3 protein-coding genes are annotated in these 4450 nt (G+C 51.2%); all 3 read left to right on the plus strand.

Annotated elements, in window-relative coordinates; genetic code table 11:
- Nucleotides 1–131: 131 nt before the first annotated feature.
- Nucleotides 132–3392, plus strand: a complete 3261-nt coding sequence (locus tag QVO39_RS01750; protein WP_021902759.1) for a glycosyltransferase family 117 protein — start codon at nt 132–134, stop codon at nt 3390–3392.
- Nucleotides 3389–4057: a polysaccharide deacetylase family protein gene (locus QVO39_RS01755; RefSeq protein WP_018027873.1), complete on the plus strand. Its 669-nt coding sequence runs from the start codon at nt 3389–3391 to the stop codon at nt 4055–4057. The genes QVO39_RS01750 and QVO39_RS01755 overlap by 4 nt, the downstream gene beginning before the upstream one ends.
- Nucleotides 4054–4450: 1-acyl-sn-glycerol-3-phosphate acyltransferase (locus QVO39_RS01760; protein WP_288171503.1), on the plus strand; the 397-nt coding region annotated here is incomplete at its 3' end. The genes QVO39_RS01755 and QVO39_RS01760, both read left to right, overlap by 4 nt.

Here is a 4450-nt window from a genome sequence, read left to right on the forward strand (position 1 = left end):
TAGAACCCGCTATAAACCATAAGGTAAGAACGCTCTAATGCGTAACCCCTGGTGGCGGGCGTAACGAAATATTGAGCAAAGAGATATTTTAGTACCTTTGTGCAATATTGTATACATCTAGTAAGGCATCTATGGATATTAAGAGATATAAGGTATTGGAGCGCAGCCTTGGGTGGCTGCTCTTTGTGCTGAGTAGTGCGGTCTACTTCGTGACGATGGAGAAGAGTGCGAGTGTATGGGACTGCCCTGAATTTATCACCACCTTTGCGAAGATGGAGGTGGGTCACCCACCTGGGGCACCTTTTTACATGTTGGTCTACAACACGCTCGCTAATCTCTTTCCAAATGGAGGTCAGTGGATAGCCACAGCGGGGAACGCGATCAGCGGACTCTTCTCTGGGCTCACCATTATGTTGCTTTTCCTCACGACAGCGCATCTTATCCGCCGAAGCGACTGGCTAGGAGAGAGCTGGGTAGCCCCTAGCTCAGTGAGCAAGACCCAAGTGGTGCTTTACCTCGGTGGCGGTGCGGTAGCAGCGCTCCTTTATGCCTTTAGCGATACCTTTTGGTACAGTGCTGTAGAGGCGGAGGTCTACTCAATGAGTAGCTTCTTCACTGCTTTGGTCTTTTATCTGATGCTAAAGTGGGAGGCGGAGGCCGATGAAGAGGGGAGTGACCGCTGGCTATTAGTGATTGCCTATCTAATGGGTCTGAGTGTGGGGGTACACCTACTGAACCTCCTCACCATTCCAGCCATGGGACTTATCTACTACTTCCGCAAGAGCGAAAAGCCCACTTGGAAAGGAGCCGTGGTGGCGGTACTCGTCTCCTTTGCCCTGATTGCGGTACTGATGTTTGGTATCATGCAGGGGGTACCACAGATAGCAGGCTACTTCGACCTCTTCTTTGTCAATACCCTTGGTCTGCCCTTTAATAGTGGGTTGGTGGCCTATCTGATTGTGATGATCGGGCTATTGGTCTACACCTATTCCCTCACCATCACTCGCCCAGTGAAGCCTCAGCTACTAAAGGGGCTTTACCTCGTATCGGTAATATTGATCGGCATTCCTTTTATGGGTAGCAGTTGGGTGATTCCGGTATTAATCATCGGTGGATTGGCGGTCTATCTTTTCAAGGCGACTCGGCTACCAGTGCACATAATGAGCACCACTGCCATGGGGATGCTTCTATTCCTCTTCGGGATGAGCACCTACGGAGTGATCTTAATTCGTGCCAACTCAGATATCCCGATGAATCAAAATACCCCATCGGATGTCTTCTCGCTCCGCTATTACCTCTCTCGTGAGCAGTATGGCAAAGCACCGCTGATCTATGGAGAAAGCTATGCTGCACTCCCTGAGTACGATGATGCGGGACGGGTAAAGACGGTGAAGAGCACCACCTACCGCCGCAATGGCAATCGGTACGAAAAGCAGATATCTGAGTCTGTTGTCTATCGTAGCGATATGAAGATGCTCTTCCCTCGCATGTATAGCAATATGATGCCTCACTACAAGCAGGGGTATGAGATATGGGGCGATGTAGAGGGAAAGACAATGACGGTATCGGATCGTGGTAAGACTCGTACCGTGGTAGTGCCTACTTTTGCCGAAAACCTGAAGTATTTCTTTAGCTACCAACTCAACTATATGTATTGGCGCTACTTCCTCTGGAACTTTAGCGGTCGGCAAAATGACCTACAGGGGCAGGGAGAGGTGTACAAGGGGAATTGGATCACCGGTATCTCGTGGCTCGATGAGATCTTCTTGGGGCCACAAGAGGGGCAACCTAGCTTTGTGACCGATAACAAGGCACACAACCGCTACTATATGCTTCCCTTGATCCTTGGTCTGGTGGGGCTAGTAGCTCAATTGTATGGCCGTCGGAGGGATCGCGAAAACTTCTGGGTGATCTTCTCGCTCTTCTTTATGACGGGTATTGCGATTGTACTTTATCTCAATCAGCCACCTTATCAAGTGCGTGAGCGTGACTATGCCTACGCTGGTTCCTTCTACGCCTTTGCCATTTGGATTGGTATGTCGGTGCCTGCCCTTCACACACTTATCACAAAGGGCAAAAAAGAGAGCCCCGCTCTCGCAGGGCTCTTTACGGCAGTAGGGCTAGCCGTGGTAGGATTGGTATTTCAGCAGAATTATGATGACCATAACCGCAATGGGCGGTCGCTTGCTTCGGACTTTGGCAATAACTATCTAGAGAGTTGTGAGGAGAATGCGATCATCTTCTGCAACGGCGATAATGATACTTTCCCACTCTGGTATGCACAAGATACCGAAGGGATAAGGCGAGATATCAAGGTCTGCAATACCTCTTATCTACAGGCTGATTGGTACATTGACCAGATGAAGCGATGGAGCTACGAGGCGGCACCGATGCCGATCAGTTGGACACCAAATGAGTATGGTGGAGATAAGCGATTGACCGCCTACATTATCCCTAATACCACCGATACAATCCCGCTTCGCTTGGGGCTAGACTTTGTGGCAAGTAACGACCCTAAGCTGAAGCAGATACCAGGGGTGGCTCAGCAGATTGACTATATGCCTGCTGACCAGCTATCACTCGCCTTTGACCCAGCTAAACTGGTGGCAAATGGCACGCTGATGCCCGCCGACACAGTGGCTCTAGGGCGACCAGAGATGCACTTTGACTTCTCCAAGAAGCAATACCTCGGAAGGCACGAGCTGATCATCCTAGATATGCTGGCCACCAATCAGTTTGAGCGACCCATCTACTACGCCCTCACCGTGGGTGAGGATCAAAGAGTTGGCATGACCTCCAACTTCCGACAGACCGGTATGGCCTATCAAGTGCTACCAGTAGAGGTGCGGGGCACTGGCCGTGAAGTAGATATTGAGCGAATGTACCGCAATGTCACCCAACGCTTCCGCTGGGGTGGTGCCGATAAGCCTGGTACTTACTTCGATGAGAATGGGCGCCGACTAGTAGAGACCTACCGCAGTATGATCTTCGCCCCACTCGCCAAAGGTTTGGCGGAGAGTGGCGACCTAGAGCGTGCCAAGGAGGTATTGACCCTAGCTGAGCGTGCAGTGCTGGAGGAGAATGTACCGCACTCCGTTTCGTCACTTCCACTAGTAGAAGCATACTATGCAGCAGGACTGACGAAGAAGGGTGATGAGATCTCCAGTAAGGTAATAGAGGATTATCTGCAGCAGTTGGATTGGTTCTTCCGCCTAAAGCCAGAGCTGATGATGAACTCCCTGCCCGACATTCAAAATGCCCTCCTTATTGTAACGGAGGCCCTGAAGCTAAGTAATAGCAATAGCGATGCTCTCAAAGGAAAGTACGATGCACAGCTAGCAAGCTATCAGAATACTCTCCTCGGCATCATTAAATTGCTACGGGAGCCATGATTATAGAGCAACCACCGAAACTCTATCGCAGACTATTTCCGGGTGCAGTATGGCGGATTCCTAGTCTGCCACACGAGGAGCAGCCATCGGTCTACCTCACCTTTGACGATGGCCCTATCCCCGAGGTGACCCCTTGGGTATTGGAAACTTTGGCAGAGTACGGGGTAAAAGCCACCTTCTTCTGCGTGGGGGAGAATGTATGGCGGTTCCACCCCCTCTTTGAGCGCATTCTACAAGAGGGGCATGCGGTAGGCAATCACACCTACCACCACCTACAGGGATTGCCAACCCCTACAAGGGCCTACATAAAAGACACCATGAGAGCCGATCAATTGATCCATTCGCCACTCTTCCGCCCCCCACATGGGCATCTTGGGCGAAGTCAATTGAAGGTGCTAAGTAGTCGCTACCAACTGATTATGTGGGACGTGGTGACCCGAGACTACTCCAAGCGGGTGACTCCTCAGCAGGTATTGGAGGCGGTAAAGCGGTATACTCGCGACGGCTCCATCATCGTATTTCATGACTCACTCAAGAGTGAACCCAATCTCCGTTACGCCCTACCAAAGTCTATTGAATACCTCCTCGAGGAGGGCTATCAATTCAAAAGGCTACCTGGGCGGTGCGAAGAGGAGACTCATTCATTAATAACAGAGGCACTATGACCCAACCTAACAACCATAACAAACCGCTCAACTGGGCTGGGCGACTACTCGCCCGCTTCGGTTGGACCCCTATATTTCCCGAGACTTTCCACCCGAAGAGTGTCATCTGCGTGGCACCCCACACCTCTAATTGGGACTTTATTATCGGGTATCTATACTACAAAGCGTGGGGCGTCGGCGTCACACCTCGCTTCCTAATCAAAAAGGAGTGGTTTACCTTTCCCTTCAACCTTATATTTAAGCCGCTAGGGGGACTACCAGTAGACCGCAAGAGCGGAGGCTCCTCGGTAGACCAGGCGGTAGAGATGATTCAGAAAGCCGACCGCCTACACATCGGCATCACACCCGAAGGGACACGCAAGCGCCGTGACCGCTGGAAGAGTGGATTCTACC

This window comes from Porphyromonas sp. CAG:1061 (assembly GCF_000435035.1).
GTDB lineage: Bacteria > Bacteroidota > Bacteroidia > Bacteroidales > Porphyromonadaceae > Porphyromonas_A > Porphyromonas_A somerae.